This window comes from Streptococcus sp. 27098_8_103, from assembly GCF_041432345.1.
Classification (GTDB): domain Bacteria; phylum Bacillota; class Bacilli; order Lactobacillales; family Streptococcaceae; genus Streptococcus; species Streptococcus mitis_BV.
This window is the reverse complement of the sequence record NZ_JAPVZK010000019.1, coordinates 22066-39462: the sequence shown is the minus strand read 5'-3', so window position 1 is coordinate 39462 and position 17397 is coordinate 22066. Positions and strand designations below refer to the sequence as shown.

Here is a 17397-nt window from a genome sequence, read left to right as displayed (position 1 = left end):
CTTTCCTATCGTTGAAAAGCGCATTCATTACTTGAAAAAAGTCGCTCATTTATGTTATAATAGACTGTATTTAAAAAATTTTAAGGAGAAATGACAGAATGTCTGTATCATTTGAAAACAAAGAAACAAACCGTGGTGTCTTGACTTTCACTATCTCTCAAGACCAAATCAAACCAGAATTGGACCGTGTCTTCAACTCAGTGAAGAAATCTCTTAATGTTCCAGGTTTCCGTAAAGGTCACCTTCCACGTCCTATCTTCGACAAAAAATTTGGTGAAGAGTCACTTTACCAAGACGTTATGAACGCTCTTTTGCCAAACGCTTATGAAGCAGCTGTAAAAGAAGCTGGTCTTGAAGTGGTTGCTCAACCAAAAATTGACGTAACTTCAATGGAAAAAGGACAAGACTGGGTTATCACTGCTGAAGTTGTTACAAAACCTGAAGTAAAATTGGGTGACTACAAAAACCTTGAAGTATCAGTAGATGTAGAAAAAGAAGTAACTGACGCTGATGTTGAAGAGCGTATCGAACGCGAACGCAACAACTTGGCTGAATTGGTTATCAAGGAAGCTGCTGCTGAAAACGGGGACACTGTTGTCATCGACTTCGTTGGTTCTATCGACGGTGTTGAATTTGACGGTGGAAAAGGTGAAAACTTCTCACTTGGACTTGGTTCAGGTCAATTCATCCCTGGTTTCGAAGACCAATTGGTAGGTCACTCAGCTGGTGAAACTGTTGATGTAGTTGTAACATTCCCAGAAGACTACCAAGCAGAAGATCTTGCAGGTAAAGAAGCTAAATTCGTGACAACTATCCACGAAGTAAAAGCTAAAGAAGTTCCAGCTCTTGACGATGAACTTGCAAAAGACATCGACGAAGAAGTTGAAACACTTGCTGAATTGAAAGAAAAATACCGCAAAGAGTTAGCTGAAGCTAAAGAAGAAGCATACAAAGATGCAGTTGAAGGTGCAGCAATTGATAAAGCTGTAGAAAACGCTGAAATCGTAGAACTTCCAGAAGAAATGATTCACGAAGAAGTTCACCGTTCAGTAAATGAATTCCTTGGAAACTTGCAACGTCAAGGTATCAACCCTGACATGTACTTCCAAATCACTGGAACTACTCAAGAAGACCTTCACAATCAATACCAAGCAGAAGCTGAGTCACGTACTAAGACTAACCTTGTTATTGAAGCAGTTGCCAAAGCTGAAGGATTTGATGCTTCAGAAGAAGAAATCCAAAAAGAAGTTGAGCAATTGGCAGCAGATTACAACATGGAAGTTGCACAAGTACAAAGCTTGCTTTCAGCTGATATGTTGAAACATGATATCACAATCAAAAAAGCTGTTGAGTTGATCACAAGCACAGCAACAGTTAAATAATCTTAATAGATAAAAATCCCACCTGCTTAGGTGGGATTTCTTATGCGCTATTTTCCGAAAATCTCTTCAAACCACGTCAGCGTCGTCTTAGCGTACTCAAGTACAGCTTGCGGCTAGCTTCCTAGTTTGCTCTTTGATTTTCATTGAGTATTAATAAACAAAAATCCCACCTGAATTGGTGGGTTTTCTTGTGCACTATTTTCCAAAAATCTCTTTGAGGTCTGCGTCAGTAATCCCAATCATGGCGGGGATGCTGTCCCAGTTTTCTTCTGTCAGGATGTAGGATTGTTCATAGTTACTTGATGTGGCAGTTTCAGAGACCGCTGGTTGCTTTTCTTCAACATTCTCCAATAAATCACTGAAGCGTTCAATCAGATAGGTTTTTCGGGCAGTTCCGATATGTTGGGTAGCATAGTCGAAGGCCTGTAACTCGCCTAGTAAGATAAGTTTGCTTTTGGCGCGTGTAATGGCTGTATAGATGAGATTGCGCTCCAGCATACGCCTACTAGCACTAGTAATAGGTAGGATGACAACAGGGAACTCACTTCCCTGTGATTTATGGATACTCATGGCATAGGCCAAGCGAATCTTGTACCATTCGTTACGTGGGTAAGAGACCTCATTGCCATCAAAATCAATGACAATCTCGTCTTGTTTCGATTCGGTATATTTACCAGGAATCAGGTCTGTGATGGCTCCTAAATCACCATTAAAGACATTGATTTCAGCATCGTTGACCAAATGAATGACCTTGTCCCCCTTACGATAATGGCACTGGGGAGCTTCAAAACTGAGTTGATCTTTTTGTGGTGGATTGAGGAGGTCTTGCATGAGCTGGTTGATGGCATCAATCCCTGCCGTCCCTCGGTACATGGGAGCCAGCACTTGAATATCACGTGCAGGAATATCACTTCTGAGGGCAGCGCCTAAGATCTTTTCAATGGTAGCAGGGATATGGGCACTAGCAATTTCAAAGTAGGAACGGTCTGCTTTTTTCTGGGTGAAATCAGCTGGCAGGATACCCTGTCGAATCTGACTAGCTAGAGTGACGATGGTTGATTCTTCGCTTTGTCGATAAATTTTTTCCAAGCGAGTCTGAGGAATCAAGGGAATATGAAGCAGATCCGCTAGAACCTGTCCAGGACTGACAGACGGCAACTGGTCGCTGTCACCCACGATGAGGATCTTGCTGTTAGAAGAGATGTTGGAGAAGAGTTGGTTGGCCAGCCAAGTATCCACCATAGAAAATTCATCCACGATAATAAAGTCGGCATCCAGATAATCTTCCAGATGACTGGTGTCATCGTCACCTGTCATTCCTAAATGACGGTGTATGGTCGCGCTAGGCAAGCCTGTCAATTCATTCATGCGGCGAGCTGCTCGTCCAGTTGGAGCGGCAAGAAGAATAGGTAGGTTGCTTTTTTTCCTGAGGTCAAGTCCTTCTAAAAGGGCATAAACAGCGATGATACCATTGATAACCGTTGTCTTACCAGTACCAGGTCCACCTGTTAGGATAAAGACCTTGTTCTGGATAGCATCACAGATAGCTTGTTTTTGAATGCTATCATACTCAATCCCCAGCTCTTCCTCGACAGTAGCGATATGTTTTTGAATGGTTTCTAAATCCTGGCTCTTCTGTTTTCCTTTTTCAAGGATACGAACCAAGTGACTGCGGATGCCTTCCTCAGCGAAAAAGAGGCTGTTGTCAAAAATTTTGGTATCAATCTGCTGGACCTTGTCTTCTTCAATCAGGTAGGAGAGTTCTTGGGCCACTTGGCTGGGATCCAGTTCCACGGGGCGGGAAGATTCAAGGAGAGTAAGGGTTTGTTCTAGCAAATCCCGAGCTTCAACATAGGTGTCCCCTGTTTCCATACAGGCCTGAAAAAGACTGTGAACTAGCCCGGCGCGGAAGCGTTCAGGAGCCTGACTTTCGATTCCTAGTTCTTCTGCTAATTGGTCAGCAATGGTAAAGCCCAAACCCTTGATATCCTCAACCAACTGGTAGGGATAATTTTCAACCACATCAAGGGTTTCTTCCTTGTAAAAGTCTTGAATCTGAAAGGCTAGTTTGTTGGGAATGCCGTAGTTGGCTAGTTTGGCCAAAACCATCTCGGTTCCGTAGTTGAGACGGAGGGTGGAGACGAAAGCCTCGCGATTTTTGGCAGAGAGTCCTGCGATACCTTCTAACTTTTCTGGGTGTTGCAAAATTTCGTCAATGGTATTGTCGCCATAGGTATCCACAATTTTCTGAGCTGTCTTGAGACCAATCCCCTTGAAATGGCTACTTGAAAAGTACTTGACCAAGCCCTTACTAGTTGGTTTTGTGCGTTCATACCGGCTGATTTGCAGTTGCTCCCCATACTTGGAGTGCTGGACAATTTGCCCCCAAAAAGTATAGTCTTCTCCCTCAATTACATCAGCCATGGTTCCTGTGACAATGATTTCAAAATCATCAAAATCCTCTGCGTCCGTATCTTCGATTTCTAGGAGAAGGATGCGATAAAAATTGCTGGGATTTTCAAAAATAATCCGTTCAATGGTTCCTGAAAAATAAACTTCCATAAAATTCCTTTGCATGAATAGGTGAGAGTTGGGGTTGTTTTTATTTTATACTCAATGAAAATCAAAGAGCAAACTAGGAAGCTAGCCACAGGTTGCTCAAAACAGTGTTTTGAGGTTGCAGATGGAAGCTGACGTGGTTTGAAGAGATTTTCGAAGAGTAGTAGTCAATAAACAATCACTTCTCACGATAGAAGAAGAGGCTGAGATTGCTGTTTCTCGGCCTCTTCGATTTCTTAAAATGTTCCGATACGGGTGATTGGCCAGAAGCGGAATTTAGCTTCCCCTGTGATATCTTTTGCTTTAAAGGTACCTACATGACGGCTGTCGCTAGAAACCAAGCGGTCATCTCCGAGGAGAAGGTATTCTCCTTCTGGGACAGTAAAGCTAAAGTTGGTATTGTAATTGACATCAACTGTGAAGGCTTGGGCTTTTTCAGCAATACTTCTAAAGAAAGTGCCTTTATTTCCTTCAAATCCCTTGCCTGAGTAGGTGCTTTGGAGTTTGTCATCCTTGAAACGTTTGATGTAGTCAGCTAGGTAAGGTTCATCTGTCTCTTTGTCATTGATGTAAAGTTTATCATTTTCGTAACGGATGGTATCGCCAGGCATTCCGATTACACGCTTGACGATGTCCTTATTGCCATCTTCCTCGTGGGCCACCACGATATCAAAACGGTCAATAGGGAGGTGTTTGACAACAAAGAGGATTTCGCCATCCGCTAGGGTAGGGTCCATAGAATGACCTTCTACGCGGACATTACTCCAAAAAAAGATACGGCTTAAAGCTAGTAATGACAGAATCAGGAGGAATAATCCCCACTCTTTTAGGAAATGTTTAAATGAATTCATAACTTACCTTTCTAAGCGTTTTTTCGCTTTTTCAGTATTTTTAAAGTGCAGTTTGGCGCAGAAGTTGAGTCCCTGCATACCATAGGCTTGTAAAATCTGGCTAGCCACCTTATCAGAAGTTGTTCCAGCTCCACTTGGAAGTTGATAACCCAGTTCTCGTCCCAGATTTTCCAGATTTTCCAGAAAGAGATCACGCGCAATGATAGAAGAAACTGCGACAGCCAAGTATTTGCCCTCAGCCTTTTCTTCTAAGCTGATAGGATTGCTGAAACGATTGGCCTCTTGTGCCAAGTACTTGTCATAATTTTTAGCACTGGTAAAGGCGTCAATCACAATTTTCTCAGGCTGAACACCTTTTTGAAGGAGGAGATAGATAGCCTGATTATGGAGGGCTACCTTAACCGAAACAGCGTTGTAGCGGTCTCCGATGACCTCGTTGTACTTGCTTGGTGAGAGAAGCAGTGCCTGGTGCTGAATTTTTTCCTTGAGAATAGGGGCAATCTGACGGATCTTTTGGTCGGTCAGAGTTTTAGAATCTCCTACACCGAGTTTTCGCAAGAAGTCATGCTGGTCAGGTGTGACAAAGGAAGCCACAACTGCAAGCCCACCAAAGTAGGAACCATTTCCCACCTCATCTGTCCCAATTAAAGGGAAATTTTGTCCCCTGTTTTCCTCTAGAACCTGATAGCCAAAGAAACGAGCATATTTCTCAGCCCCTTCCCCTTGAAGCAAGACCTTTCCAGAAGTATAGATAGAAACGGTTGCTTGAGGTAGTTTCAAAAAGTAGCGGGCATAGGGATTCTTACTAGGAGCCAGACTGGTTTGATAGTGTTCAAGAAAAGCCTGAATCTCCTTTTCGCTTGGTGTGAGTGTTATACTTGCCATAGTTTCTATTGTACCACAAAAGCAGGCAAATTTGTAAAAACTGACAAAGTTAGCGAATTTTGGTATAATATCGTGAGGTGAATTTTATGGCAAATCTAAATCGATTCAAATTTACATTCGGGAAAAAATCATTAACCTTGACAAGCGAACATGATAACCTTTTTATGGAGGAAATCGCCAAGGTTGCGACAGAAAAATACCAAGCAATTAAAGAACAAATGCCTAGCGCAGATGATGAAACAATCGCTCTTTTGTTGGCAGTCAACTGTTTGTCAACTCAACTCAGCCGTGAGATTGAATTTGATGATAAGGAGCAAGAATTAGAAGAACTCCGTCATAAGCTGGTGACTTGCAAGCAAGAACAGAGCAAGATTGAGGATTCCTTATGATTTCACTCCTTCTTCTATTGGTCTTGGCTTGGGGATTTTATATCGGCTATCGGAGAGGCCTGCTCTTACAGGTTTATTACCTGATTTCAGCCATGGCATCGGCTTTTATGGCTGGCCAGTTTTATAAGGAGCTGGGAGAACAATTTCATTTGTTGCTCCCTTATGCAAATCCGCAGGAAGGTCAGGGAACTTTCTTTTTCCCATCGGATCAACTCTTTCAGTTGGATAAGGTCTTTTACGCGGGTATCGGCTACTTGTTGGTTTTCGGGGTTGTCTATAGCATCGGTCGTTTGCTTGGTCTCCTCTTACACTTACTTCCTAGTAAAAAACTGGGTGGTAAGTTGTTCCAAGTTTCAGCAGGTATCTTGTCCATGTTGGTGACCTTATTTGTCTTGCAAATGGCCTTGACCATCTTGGCGACCATCCCCATGGCAGTTATACAAAATCCTCTTGAAAAGAGTATCGTCGCAAAACATATCATCCAGAGCATACCAGTAACAACCAGTTGGCTCAAACAAATCTGGGTGACAAATTTAATCGGATAAAAAGGGCAGGAATTTTCCTAGCCCTTTGTTTACAGATTTGACTCGAATCTATCAGAATGTAAAAAGCTAACACACCTAGACATTCAAAGACAAGGAAATAAAGATGAACAAGAAAATATTAGAAACATTAGAGTTCAATAAGGTCAAGGCCTTGTTTGAACCCCATTTGTTGACTGAGCAGGGCTTGGAGCAATTGAGACAGCTGGCTCCGACTGCCAAAGCAGATAAAATCAAACAGGCTTTTGCTGAGATGAAGGAAATGCAGGCTCTTTTTGTTGAGCAACCGCATTTTACCATTCTAGCAACTAAGGAAATCGCAGGAGTCTGCAAGCGGTTGGAGATGGGGGCAGACCTCAATATTGAGGAGTTCCTGCTCTTGAAGCGCGTGCTTCTTTCCAGCCGAGAACTACAAAGTTTTTACGCCAATCTGGAAAATGTCAGCTTGGAAGAATTAGCCCTTTGGTTTGAGAAATTACACGATTTTCCGCAATTACAAGGAAATCTTCAGGCCTTTAATGATGCAGGTTTCATTGAAAATTTTGCCAGTGAAGAATTGGCGCGCATCCGTCGGAAAATCCATGATAGCGAAAGTCAGGTACGCGATGTTTTACAAGACTTGCTCAAGCAAAAAGCGCAGATGTTGACAGAAGCGATTGTTGCCAGCAGAAATGGTCGTCAGGTTTTACCAGTCAAAAACACCTACCGCAATAAGATTGCAGGTGTCGTTCATGATATTTCTGCTAGTGGAAATACCGTCTATATCGAACCCCGTGAGGTGGTCAAACTGAGCGAAGAAATTGCTAGTTTACGAGCAGATGAGCGCTATGAAATGCTTCGCATTCTCCAAGAAATTTCTGAGCGTGTTCGCCCTCATGCGGCTGAGATTGCCAATGATGCTTGGATTATCGGCCATCTGGACTTGATTCGTGCCAAGGTCCGCTTTATCCAAGAAAGACAAGCAGTCGTACCTCAGCTGTCAGAAAATCAAGAAATTCAACTGCTCCATGTCTGCCATCCTCTGGTCAAAAATGCCGTCGCAAATGATGTCCATTTTGGCCAAGATTTAACAGCTATTGTCATTACAGGCCCCAATACAGGTGGGAAGACCATCATGCTCAAAACTCTGGGTTTGACACAGGTTATGGCCCAGTCTGGTTTGCCGATTTTAGCAGACAAGGGAAGTCGTGTTGGTATCTTTGAAGAAATCTTTGCCGATATTGGCGATGAGCAGTCTATTGAGCAGAGTTTGTCTACCTTCTCTAGCCACATGACTAATATTGTGGATATTCTTGGCAAGGTCAACCAACATTCACTCCTACTCTTGGATGAGTTGGGGGCTGGTACCGACCCTCAAGAGGGAGCCGCCCTCGCTATGGCTATTCTGGAGGACCTTCGCCTACGTCAAGTCAAGACCATGGCTACGACCCACTATCCAGAACTTAAGGCCTATGGTATTGAGACAGCCTTTGTGCAAAATGCCAGCATGGAGTTTGATACTGCAACTCTTCGCCCGACCTATCGCTTTATGCAGGGTGTTCCTGGCCGAAGCAATGCCTTCGAAATCGCTAAACGTTTAGGACTATCTGAGGTTATCGTGGGGGATGCCAGCCAGCAGGTCGATCAGGACAATGATGTCAACCGAATCATTGAACAACTGGAAGAGCAGACACTGGAAAGTCGCAAACGCTTGGACAATATCCGTGAGGTGGAGCAAGAAAATCTCAAGATGAACCGTGCTCTCAAAAAACTTTACAACGAGCTCAATCGTGAAAAGGAAACCGAGCTTAATAAGGCGCGTGAACAGGCTGCTGAGATTGTGGACATGGCTCTAAGTGAGAGTGACCAGATTCTCAAAAATCTCCACAGCAAATCTCAACTCAAACCCCATGAAATCATTGAAGCCAAGGCCAAGCTGAAAAAATTGGCTCCTGAAAAAGTAGATTTATCTAAAAATAAGGTCCTTCAAAAGGCCAAGAAAAAACGAGCTCCTAAGGTGGGCGATGATATCGTGGTTCTCAGTTATGGCCAGCGTGGTACCTTGACCAGACAACTCAAGGACGGCCGCTGGGAAGCTCAAGTCGGCTTGATCAAGATGACCTTGGAAGAGAAAGAATTTGACCTCGTTCAGGATCAGCAAGAAAAACAAGTCAAGAAGAAACAAGTCAATGTCGTGAAACGAACTTCTGGCCGAGGACCTCAAGCCAGACTGGACCTTCGAGGCAAACGCTATGAAGAGGCTATGAATGAGCTAGATGCCTTTATCGACCAAGCCTTGCTTAATAATATGGCTCAAGTTGATATCATCCACGGTATCGGTACAGGAGTCATCCGTGAAGGTGTTACCAAATACCTACAAAGAAACAAACATGTCAAGAGTTTCGGCTATGCCCCACAAAATGCTGGAGGGAGTGGCGCAACTATTGTGACCTTTAAAGGATAAGAAAAGCCTGAGGAAATATGTGGTTCCTCAAGCTTTTTTGATTTCTAGATTATATATCTAAAGGTTGTCCAGTGTGATTGAGTTGTGTGACAGTAACAAAGAAATCCTCTCTCATTCGAGTCAGAAGTTGATTTGGATAGATTTTTTCAAAGTTATCAAGACTGGCAAAGATATGCTTAGCAAGTTCTAGACCTCTGACATCGTCTTGTCTGAGAAAATTATTAGCTCGTTCCATAGAAAGACTAATCATCTCTGTCATCTTGGTACTCAGTAGAGGGAAAGTATTAATCACTTCCAGGGTCTTCAACGCTAGATTTTCAGCTTTATCATAGTAGCCATTAACAGAGTAATGCTTGATAGCAGTTCTTAAGCAGGCAATATAATAGTCAGAAGTACGGATTGAATGGTATTCAGTCTGTTTTTTTAGAGTATCTAATAAGTGGTAGAGCCTATAATCTAAAAATTCGATTGAAAAGTGAGGCAAGATAGATGAAAAGATATTCACCTCAATTTTATTCCAGTCGTCCAATTCACTGAGATAGTTCTTGATATATTCTAGTTCTTGATAATCTTTTGGAGTCAGAAAAGAATCGCCGATGATGTTTGCGATAGCAAATTTATTGACTACACGATTGGCAATCACATAGTGTTCAGCGATTCCAGGATTTTCCAAGGGCTGATTAATCAAGCTAATGATCTTTTTAAATTCACGCTTATAAGCCAAATCAGCAACTTGAGCCTGTAATTTATGAAATTCAGTTGGAAACATCTGCGTTTTAAGACTATCAAAGGTCTCTTTATCAATTCCAATATTAGAAAGAATCTCTTCAAATTTTTGAATGGTTATCCGAGATTTCCCTTGCTCAAACTGACGTAAAAAATGAGGAGTCACTGTAGTTCCAGCAGCTTCCTTCTGTGTAAACCCTCTTTCCTCACGAATAGCCTTATAGACTAATCCATACACACTTTCATCTTGCATCCTAAATCTCCTCAAGTCCTTTTTTCCATTCTATCATAATTCTACCAGTTTTTAAGGGAATTTTTAGAAAAAAGTAATTATAGTTACGCTTTTTCGGGGGGGGGGGGGTAATTGTTCAATAAAGGTAAATATAGATACGCTTTTAGTAAATAAGGTAAATAGCATGCTATACTGTAACCGTAAACAATAAGATTTAAAAGGAGATTACTTATAATTATAATTTGTTAAATGCCTCTACGAAATAATAGAGCGTTACTAAACAAGTTGTTATGAAAAGGAGATAAATATGGCATTAAATATATTTGAAGTTGTTCGGTATGAAGGAGAAGATACTAGGAATGTACTAGCTTGGCGACATCCTAATAAAAATATGAAACCAGGAACAACTTTGATTGTTAATCCTGGTCAACGAGCTGTTTTCTTTTCGAATGGTCGAGCTGTTGAAAGTTATGAGGAAGGTAAACATAAGATTGATGGGAACAATACTCAGTTTCTGACTGGGCTGAAATCCTTTGTTAGTGGGGGTGTATCACCAGATTCTTCCTTCCTTTGGTTTGTTAATATGTACGATTTACAACCAATTGGATGGGGAACTCCGTCACCGATATTGGTTAGAGATCCAGAAAGTCAAATTCCTGTTGAGCTAAAATCGTATGGAAACTTTATTCCAAGAATTGTAGATTTGGAAGCTTTTATCTTAGAGTTTATGCCAAGCCATCCAGATATGATTACAGCTGACGTCTTTCAAAAACGCTTTAGACAAGCTGCTATAGGAATTATCAATTCAGCTGTTTCTCAGGTGGTTTATAACAATAAGATTGCAGTTATTGATATTGAAAAGCACACCTATGATATAGCTCTTGAATTATCAAAAATTTTATCCAATCATTTTTCTAAATATGGGATTAGTGTTGAAGAATTTAACATTGAAGCCTTGAAGGTGAATCAAGATAGTCAAGGTTATAAGGACATCTTTGAATATCATCAAAGAGTTTTAACTTCCAAAGGTAAACGTGCAGGTCGTGACATTGAAGGTTACACTTACCAAGAAGAGCGTAAATTTGATGTTTTAGAAGAAGCAGCACAAAATGAAGGATCTGCTGGGAATCTAATGGGAGCTGGAATGGGGATATCGATGGGACTTGGATTGGGAGCCCAATTTGGTAATTTGATGGGAACTCTGGGAAATGCGCTATCATCAGATAAACAGCCAAATCAGAATCAGTCAGCTTCAAATGAAGAAATCGGTTTAGCTAAGTTTTGTAGTCAATGTGGGACTGCATTTTCAGACGGAGCTAAATTCTGTTCCAATTGTGGTCAAGCAAGATAGGAGAAGAATATGAGTAAAAATATTTGGATTTATGTAGCAGGAATTGTGACAATTATTACTACAATTATTTTAGGATTATTAATTCCTCATCTATCTATTTCTTTATACTATGTTGCTTTGGGATTTTTAGTCATAGCAGAGTTTGTTTTTTTCTTACAAATGGTTATCAAGCGTCAGTTTACAGATTGGCTACCTATCAATGTAGTTACTGCAATTTGGGTACTTGGGCAAGTTTTCATGATGCCTCTAGTACAGATTTTACCCAGTTTTCTATTTTGGATTATTGAAGTGTTAGCAATCGGTTTGGTGGCTATTATAGGTTCTTTAACAGCAGCAGATAGTCACTATCGTAAAGGACGAGCAGAAGCTTTCTCAGAAAATGCAGAGAATGTTTTTAAACCTAAAACGGGAGATTATTAATGTATCAAGTATTTCGATCATTAAGTTTGCTATTTATGGGCTTGACGAGTGCAATATTTGTTATGGCGGTTGTACTTGAAATATTAGTAATGACGCTTACTACCGATGTGGAGCCTTTATATATGAAATTTTTTATTTCTAGTCCTGTTCTATTTTCTTTAACTGGTTTTGCTTTATCTATGTTTATTTTTTATAGTTTCGGAATATTAGAAAAAATTAAAATAAAAGTAAAAGCACTAGATAATATATATAATGGTAAAGCACAGTATAAAGAGTACCTTATTAATCAAAAGAAAGGAGAAAAGTAAGTGTCTGATTTATTGAATATAAATTGGCGGTGCTTATATAAATGGATTTTAATTCTACTTTCTTCTTTTCTGTCATTATATGATTTTGTACGACATATAGAAGAACCAAGTATTCTAAGAATGAGTATCGTTCCATTTATATTTTTATTGACGTTAAAAATTTTATTCATAATTTTTCGAGTGAAATCGGAAAGGGTTTTATCCTATACACCTATTCTATCTGTTTTAGTATTGATATTAGGTGCTCCGGAGATTACTTATGTTATTTTTTCTCTACTATATCTGTTTTTCAAACCATTAGAAGTAAAAATTAAAACAAATATTTTAGATTGTTTTGCCTTAAAGAATCTAAAATATATTCAATATGCACTTTTAATATGTGTAGTGAGTTTAGTAAGTATAGTAATTGTGTTTGTTAGTGATTTTTCAAGTGAAAAAGTATTATTTTTAAAAGTTATCTACAGGATATTGCCACTCTATCTCATTTATTTTCTCTACTATTTAGGAAAAATCTTTCTTCAAAATAAGGTAAAGGAAGATGATAAAACTAAAAGAAAATTACTTTTAGTTTCGGATATGTTGCATATAAGTTGGGTAAATATTAAACATTGGATTATTGTAAACATTGGTACAATTTTTTGTACTATTATAGTAGCGGCTATTTATGATTCGCAAAACTTATATATCCTAAAAATATTAGCTTCAATATTTTTAGGATATACCATCGGAATTCCTATTCCAATAGCAATGTTGTTTTATTCTTTTCCCAATGTTCCTTTTTCAATTCTATCTCTAATTCTTATATGGATTTTTCGAGAAAATGTTAAAAAATTCTTGAAGTTGGATTATCTACTTGCTCACAATTTATCACAAATTCTTGTTATTTTGTGTTTTAGTTTGACTCTTGACGGTAATTATATAAGAGAGTGGGCAATTAAGTTAATTTATCTTCTGGGGCCTTGGTATATTATTTCCTTGGTAATAATAATTATTCACTCTTATCGTAAATCTAAGCAAGAAGAGGAATTTAAAACTAAAAAACAAATTGAAGCCCTATTTAAAATATTTGATAAACACGAAATTACAGAAACTACATATCCTGTAATTTGCCCATCTTGTGGTGGAGGAAATTTATTGGAATTGGGTCAAGGTGAAAGTTGCGATTATTGTGGTTGTTGGCTTTCTAGAAAGGAGAGAAATAGATGAAACGCTATCGTTTAGTTATAACAAAATTTATTTATCCTCCTATCTTCATAATATGCTTTGTAAATGGTCTTAAATTATGCCAAATTTTACTGCAAGAAAGTACTTCCTTATTGGAACGGAAAGGTGAGGATCAATTTTTGAATTTTTACTATTCCACGTTCAATTTGTTCATTCAGTTTTTATTTGGGTTATTTTTTATCTTTTTAGTAATTTCATTCATTCTATTGCTAAAACCACCAACCATGAAAAAATACAAAACAAGTTTAAAAACAGTTTTAGAGTATGAAAATCGAAACGAAGATGTTCTTGTAGATCAAGGAAATGAAATGCGAAAAGAAACAGATTATCGTCTAACTGCAAAACGATTCTACTGTCCAACATGTCACACACCAACAGAAGGTATAATAGGAACTTTTAAAACGTGTGAATATTGTGGGGGAATTTTTGAGGTAACCTAAAGGTTAAATAATATAAATCTAAAACTATTTTTGAAGAAAATCTTAGGAGGCTCTTTAAGTTGAGAATATAGTGAAAGGAAATAAAATATGCTTAATTTAAAAACATTATTAGGAATTGATGATTTAACTGAATTTAATATTAAATTGGATAATATAGACCAGTTTGGAATTGATACGAATACATTATTTGCTTTAAATCATGATCGTTTATTACAAGAGATTGGTTTTCTTCATGACAGCAACAGAAAAAGAAAAACACCAGGTTTCAATTATGTTATGGATAGGCAGTATACTATTCATTTTATTCCTTATGATTTAAAAAATAAATTATGGTTGTTTGTGGGAGTTTTTACACAACCGAGTACGTATGAAGTTGAAAAAGATGGCGTTACGACTACCTTTTATAATTTAATTCCTGTCTCTGAATTTGATGAAGTAGGATTGAATGGGCGTTTAATTATGAAAATGGTAAGACCTACCAAATCACAACATTTTAGATTTAGATTAGAAGATTCATTAGAATGGTTTACTCTAAACTCAATATTAGAAAGAAAAATTGATACTAAAAACTTTAATGGATATGAAAATGTATGTTTGACTTATCCAGAATTAAAAGGGATTATTTCTAACGGAAATCCATCTTGGAGAACGGCTTTGGGAAATCTAAATGCAGTTTATTTACAAGTTGATAAGGAAACAGGTAAAAAATATGTTGGGGCTGCGTATGGAGAGCAAAAGTTATGGGGGCGTTGGGCAAATTATGTTGATAGCTATCACGGTGGTAATAAAGGTTTGAGAGCTTTGTATGAAGAAAAAGGTGGGGAATATTTTGAAAAGAATTTTATATATACAATTTTAGAAATTTTTTCTAATAAAACTCTTAAAGCTGAAGTAATAGAGAGGGAAAACTGGTGGAAAGAAATTTTAAGGACTCGTGATTTTGGCTACAATGAAAATTAAAAGAATAATTTTTAGTGGTAAGTATAGTTCCCTTTCATAAAAAGTTAGTTTAAAAATCAAGTAAAGGTAAACATAGATACTCTTTTCATAAATATAGCAGAGTCCATCCCTTACTGTAAGTGTAAATAATAAAAATTTAAAGGAGGTTTTTGATAATGAAGTCAAAAACAGTTTTAGTAACCAGCCTAGCGGCTGCAACATTTGGTCTTGTCTCTCTTGTAGACACAGCAGGAGTTCTACCTTTTTCAGCACAAACGGTGCAGGCTGACACCCAGACGATTAATCCATCTGCAAAATACTATATTCTTGTTCCGAAGGGTTCAGAAGTATTTAAAAATTGGAGAGGTACTGCTAATCGTCCCATTATTTGGGCTACAAAAACCACTCCAGAATTATCTTATTTCGAAGAATCTGCTCGTAATTATATAGCTAATGAGAATAAGTCTGGTGCCAATTACATAGAGTGGAAGGGGACTGTAGAAGAGTTTAAAGAGGCTGTTAAGAACCTGACTGGTAAGACAACAGCTACTTCAACTCCAAAGACTTCTAACCAATCGACAACAAGTCAAAAAGATGGCTGGTCAGGTTCGTCCTACTACCAAAATGGTACTAAAGTTACTAGTAAGTGGATTTTCGATAAGAACTATAATTCCTATTTCTACCTGGATGCTTTAGGTAATTATGTTCAAAATGCATGGGAGGGTGCTTACTATCTTAAGTCAGGTGGATACATGGCTAAAAGCGAGTGGATCTATGATAAGAACGATGGAGCTTATTATTACTTAACCTCAGATGGCTACTATGCCCGCAACACTTGGGTGGGCAACTATTATCTCAAGTCAAATGGTAAGATGGCTAAAGGTGAGTGGATTTATGATAACAACTACAAATCCTACTATTATTTGACAACAGAAGGTAGCTATGCTCGTAACACTTGGGTGGGTGATTACTACCTCAAGTCAAACGGTAAGATGGCTAAAGGTGAGTGGATTTATGACAGTAACTACAGTTCTTACTATTACTTAACTTCAGAAGGCAGTTATGCTCGTAATACTTGGGTAGGTGATTATTATCTCAAGTCAAATGGAAAGATGGCAGTGAATGAGCGTACACCAGATGGTTATCAAGTTGATGGCTCAGGCAAGTGGATTAGTTCTGAGGGAACTCATACAGCAAGCAGTTCACAAGCAACATCATTAGGAATAAGCCTTTATCATGTCAATGATGCTATGACTTATATCGATATCGCTCTACCTAGCACTCCATCTTCATCTTATAAAGTAGACTATGATTTTGCCTTAGTTGATGCAAATACAGGTTCAGTTTCTACACAAACTCAGTTTACTGTGACCTATAATCCAAGTCTACGTGCCTTTCAAACTCGTCACTTCTTTAGTGCCACTCCAGATGGCAGTTATCGCTTTGTTATCAAAGGAAAAGGACAAGATGGCAAGGTATACGATGGACAATCTGTTGTCTTTCGTGTGAAGAACCATCGTTTTGTCGGATAGATAAATGTTGCACTTTAAACAAATAAAGATTAAAAATAAAGGAAATTAAAAACATGAACAAAAAGAAATTATTAGTATGTGCTTTGGCACTTTCAACAGTCGGAGTATTGTCAACAATTGATACAGCAGGAGTTCTACCTTTTTCAGCGCAGACAGTGCATGCTGATGACATCGTTGCAGTTGGTAATGTTGATCACAAGGTCAATCTAAGTTTGGTTGGTTATGATAACAATCGTGGCGTTTCGGTCACTTTTTCAACTGATAGTGTTAATCCTAATTTTGTTAATAATTGGAATAGTAAGCAAGATTATATTTTTGTAAGAACGAAACTTATTAACGCTAAAACAAAAGAGGTTGTAGATGATAATACTGGAGCACAAGTTAGTTTAAGATCCTACGATTTAACAAAAAGTAGCAACGACTCTTATTTATATGATTCGATTCCTGATGGTGAATACAAATATGAAGCCTATGTAAGTGAATTTTATATTGATCCTCAAACTAAGCTTCGTCATCAATACAAAGGAGAATCTCCTATTTTTAGTATTAAAGACGGTAAATTTGCTGGTCTAGTATCTTCAACACAATCATCTACAACACCAACAACTACTGAAACTCCAAAACAATCTACTAACTCTAACTCTAACTCAGGTCAGACTGGCTGGTCAGGTTCATCTTACTACAAAGCAGGTGTGAAAGTAGTTAATCAATGGATTTTTGATGTCCAGTACAATTCTTACTTCTACCTAAATGCTTCAGGTAACTTTGTTCAAAATGCTTGGGCTGGAAGTTACTACCTCAAGTCAGGTGGCTACATGGCTAAGAGCGAGTGGATTTATGACAATAACTATCAATCATACTATTACTTGACAGCAGAGGGTAGCTATGCGCGTAATGCTTGGGCTGGAAGCTACTACCTCAAATCAGATGGTAAAATGGCTAAGAGTGAGTGGATCTATGATAGTAGCTACCAATCTTACTATTATCTAACATCAGAAGGAAGCTATGCTCGAAACACATGGGTAGGCGACTACTATCTCAAGTCAAATGGTAAGATGGCGGTTAACGAACGTACCCCAGATGGCTACCAAGTAGATGGCTCAGGTAAGTGGGTTCGCTAGAATGATAGTTTGTGAGAAATGGCTTATAACAAATAAATAGAAATAGAAAACAA

At 38.6% G+C, this 17397-nt stretch carries 16 protein-coding genes; 12 read left to right on the top strand and 4 right to left on the bottom strand.

Features of this window, described 5'->3' with window-relative positions:
• The first annotated feature begins 98 nt into the window (after positions 1-98).
• Positions 99-1382, top strand: a complete 1284-nt coding sequence (gene tig, locus O3599_RS06905) for a trigger factor (protein WP_247939884.1) — start codon at positions 99-101, stop codon at positions 1380-1382.
• 195 nt (positions 1383-1577) lie between these two features.
• Here the strand turns inward: tig and O3599_RS06900 are convergent, their stop codons facing one another.
• The 3 genes from O3599_RS06900 to rnhC form a co-directional block, all read right to left on the bottom strand.
• A complete protein-coding gene (locus O3599_RS06900; protein ID WP_247939883.1) occupies positions 1578-3944 on the bottom strand; it encodes an ATP-dependent RecD-like DNA helicase in 2367 nt (788 codons plus the stop codon).
• 233 nt (positions 3945-4177) lie between these two features.
• Entirely contained in the window at positions 4178-4792 is a 615-nt protein-coding gene (gene lepB / locus O3599_RS06895; protein ID WP_033689324.1) for a signal peptidase I, read from the bottom strand.
• Between the two features lie 3 nt (positions 4793-4795).
• Positions 4796-5677: a ribonuclease HIII gene (gene rnhC, locus O3599_RS06890; RefSeq protein WP_371512376.1), complete on the bottom strand. Its 882-nt coding sequence runs from the start codon at positions 5675-5677 to the stop codon at positions 4796-4798.
• Positions 5678-5763: 86 nt separating this feature from the next.
• Between rnhC and zapA the strand changes: the two genes are divergently transcribed.
• The 3 genes from zapA (at position 5764) to O3599_RS06875 (ending at position 9051) form a co-directional block, all read left to right on the top strand.
• Positions 5764-6066, top strand: a complete 303-nt coding sequence (zapA, locus tag O3599_RS06885; protein ID WP_000002019.1) for a cell division protein ZapA — start codon at positions 5764-5766, stop codon at positions 6064-6066.
• Positions 6063-6611, top strand: a complete 549-nt coding sequence (locus tag O3599_RS06880; protein WP_371512375.1) for a CvpA family protein — start codon at positions 6063-6065, stop codon at positions 6609-6611. Before zapA ends, O3599_RS06880 begins: the two co-directional genes overlap by 4 nt.
• A 103-nt stretch (positions 6612-6714) precedes the next feature.
• Entirely contained in the window at positions 6715-9051 is a 2337-nt protein-coding gene (locus O3599_RS06875; RefSeq protein ID WP_371512373.1) for an endonuclease MutS2, read from the top strand.
• Between the two features lie 49 nt (positions 9052-9100).
• On the opposite strand, the gene O3599_RS06870 is transcribed toward O3599_RS06875, so the two are convergent.
• The gene (locus tag O3599_RS06870; RefSeq protein WP_150922809.1) at positions 9101-10030 is read right to left on the bottom strand and encodes a helix-turn-helix transcriptional regulator; all 930 of its coding nucleotides are present in this window, start codon (positions 10028-10030) and stop codon (positions 9101-9103) included.
• Between the two features lie 286 nt (positions 10031-10316).
• On the opposite strand from O3599_RS06870, the gene O3599_RS06865 reads away from it, so the two are divergent.
• The 8 genes from O3599_RS06865 (at position 10317) to O3599_RS06830 (ending at position 17344) form a co-directional block, all read left to right on the top strand.
• On the top strand, positions 10317-11360 hold the full coding sequence (locus O3599_RS06865; protein ID WP_227326048.1) for an SPFH domain-containing protein: 1044 nt from the start codon (positions 10317-10319) through the stop codon (positions 11358-11360).
• Positions 11361-11369: 9 nt separating this feature from the next.
• The gene (locus tag O3599_RS06860; RefSeq protein ID WP_247947688.1) at positions 11370-11780 is read left to right on the top strand and encodes a hypothetical protein; all 411 of its coding nucleotides are present in this window, start codon (positions 11370-11372) and stop codon (positions 11778-11780) included.
• Positions 11780-12088, top strand: a complete 309-nt coding sequence (locus O3599_RS06855; protein WP_227326050.1) for a hypothetical protein — start codon at positions 11780-11782, stop codon at positions 12086-12088. Before O3599_RS06860 ends, O3599_RS06855 begins: the two co-directional genes overlap by 1 nt.
• The gene (locus tag O3599_RS06850; RefSeq protein WP_371512370.1) at positions 12089-13294 is read left to right on the top strand and encodes a hypothetical protein; all 1206 of its coding nucleotides are present in this window, start codon (positions 12089-12091) and stop codon (positions 13292-13294) included.
• On the top strand, positions 13291-13752 hold the full coding sequence (locus O3599_RS06845) for a hypothetical protein (RefSeq protein WP_261014410.1): 462 nt from the start codon (positions 13291-13293) through the stop codon (positions 13750-13752). Before O3599_RS06850 ends, O3599_RS06845 begins: the two co-directional genes overlap by 4 nt.
• Positions 13753-13839: 87 nt before the next feature.
• Positions 13840-14712 (top strand): GIY-YIG nuclease family protein, encoded by an 873-nt coding sequence (locus O3599_RS06840; protein ID WP_227326053.1) that lies wholly within the window; start codon positions 13840-13842, stop codon positions 14710-14712.
• A 155-nt stretch (positions 14713-14867) separates the two neighbouring features.
• A complete protein-coding gene (locus O3599_RS06835) occupies positions 14868-16223 on the top strand; it encodes an N-acetylmuramoyl-L-alanine amidase family protein (RefSeq protein WP_371512367.1) in 1356 nt (451 codons plus the stop codon).
• Positions 16224-16276: 53 nt separating this feature from the next.
• Positions 16277-17344, top strand: a complete 1068-nt coding sequence (locus O3599_RS06830; RefSeq protein WP_371512366.1) for an endo-beta-N-acetylglucosaminidase — start codon at positions 16277-16279, stop codon at positions 17342-17344.
• The last annotated feature ends 53 nt before the right edge of the window (positions 17345-17397 follow it).

Coding starts and splice junctions, on each gene's coding strand:
- tig (WP_247939884.1), top strand. CDS start 99: ATGTCTGTATCATTTGAAAACAAAGAAACAAACCGTGGTGTCTTGACT.
- O3599_RS06900 (WP_247939883.1), bottom strand. CDS start 3,944: ATGGAAGTTTATTTTTCAGGAACCATTGAACGGATTATTTTTGAAAAT.
- lepB (WP_033689324.1), bottom strand. CDS start 4,792: ATGAATTCATTTAAACATTTCCTAAAAGAGTGGGGATTATTCCTCCTG.
- rnhC (WP_371512376.1), bottom strand. CDS start 5,677: ATGGCAAGTATAACACTCACACCAAGCGAAAAGGAGATTCAGGCTTTT.
- zapA (WP_000002019.1), top strand. CDS start 5,764: ATGGCAAATCTAAATCGATTCAAATTTACATTCGGGAAAAAATCATTA.
- O3599_RS06880 (WP_371512375.1), top strand. CDS start 6,063: ATGATTTCACTCCTTCTTCTATTGGTCTTGGCTTGGGGATTTTATATC.
- O3599_RS06875 (WP_371512373.1), top strand. CDS start 6,715: ATGAACAAGAAAATATTAGAAACATTAGAGTTCAATAAGGTCAAGGCC.
- O3599_RS06870 (WP_150922809.1), bottom strand. CDS start 10,030: ATGCAAGATGAAAGTGTGTATGGATTAGTCTATAAGGCTATTCGTGAG.
- O3599_RS06865 (WP_227326048.1), top strand. CDS start 10,317: ATGGCATTAAATATATTTGAAGTTGTTCGGTATGAAGGAGAAGATACT.
- O3599_RS06860 (WP_247947688.1), top strand. CDS start 11,370: ATGAGTAAAAATATTTGGATTTATGTAGCAGGAATTGTGACAATTATT.
- O3599_RS06855 (WP_227326050.1), top strand. CDS start 11,780: ATGTATCAAGTATTTCGATCATTAAGTTTGCTATTTATGGGCTTGACG.
- O3599_RS06845 (WP_261014410.1), top strand. CDS start 13,291: ATGAAACGCTATCGTTTAGTTATAACAAAATTTATTTATCCTCCTATC.
- O3599_RS06840 (WP_227326053.1), top strand. CDS start 13,840: ATGCTTAATTTAAAAACATTATTAGGAATTGATGATTTAACTGAATTT.
- O3599_RS06835 (WP_371512367.1), top strand. CDS start 14,868: ATGAAGTCAAAAACAGTTTTAGTAACCAGCCTAGCGGCTGCAACATTT.
- O3599_RS06830 (WP_371512366.1), top strand. CDS start 16,277: ATGAACAAAAAGAAATTATTAGTATGTGCTTTGGCACTTTCAACAGTC.